The organism is Psychromonas aquatilis (assembly GCF_038155185.1).
GTDB lineage: Bacteria > Pseudomonadota > Gammaproteobacteria > Enterobacterales > Psychromonadaceae > Psychromonas > Psychromonas aquatilis.
The window spans coordinates 1-208 of the sequence record NZ_JBAKAZ010000481.1; the positions used below are offsets into that span (position 1 = coordinate 1).

Genomic DNA, 208 nt, shown 5'->3' on the forward strand with positions numbered 1-208 from the left:
GCTTTTTTGCGATCATCTTTATAGTTCATGCCGACAATATATAAACCTTGATTTGCTAATTCATTTAAATATTTATGCTCTGCATAACAAGTTGGACTCCAAGTCGCCCAAACATTTAATAGCATTTTTTGCCCTTTAAAAATACTCGCGGCATATTGCTTATTTTCATCATAGAGATCTTGCAAGGTAAAGTCTGGTACTGCTTTTC

1 protein-coding gene is annotated in these 208 nt (G+C 34.1%); it reads right to left on the minus strand.

All coding sequences use genetic code 11. The features are described from left to right. Positions 1-208: redoxin family protein (locus V6256_RS16240; protein ID WP_341599210.1), on the minus strand; the 208-nt coding region annotated here is incomplete at both ends.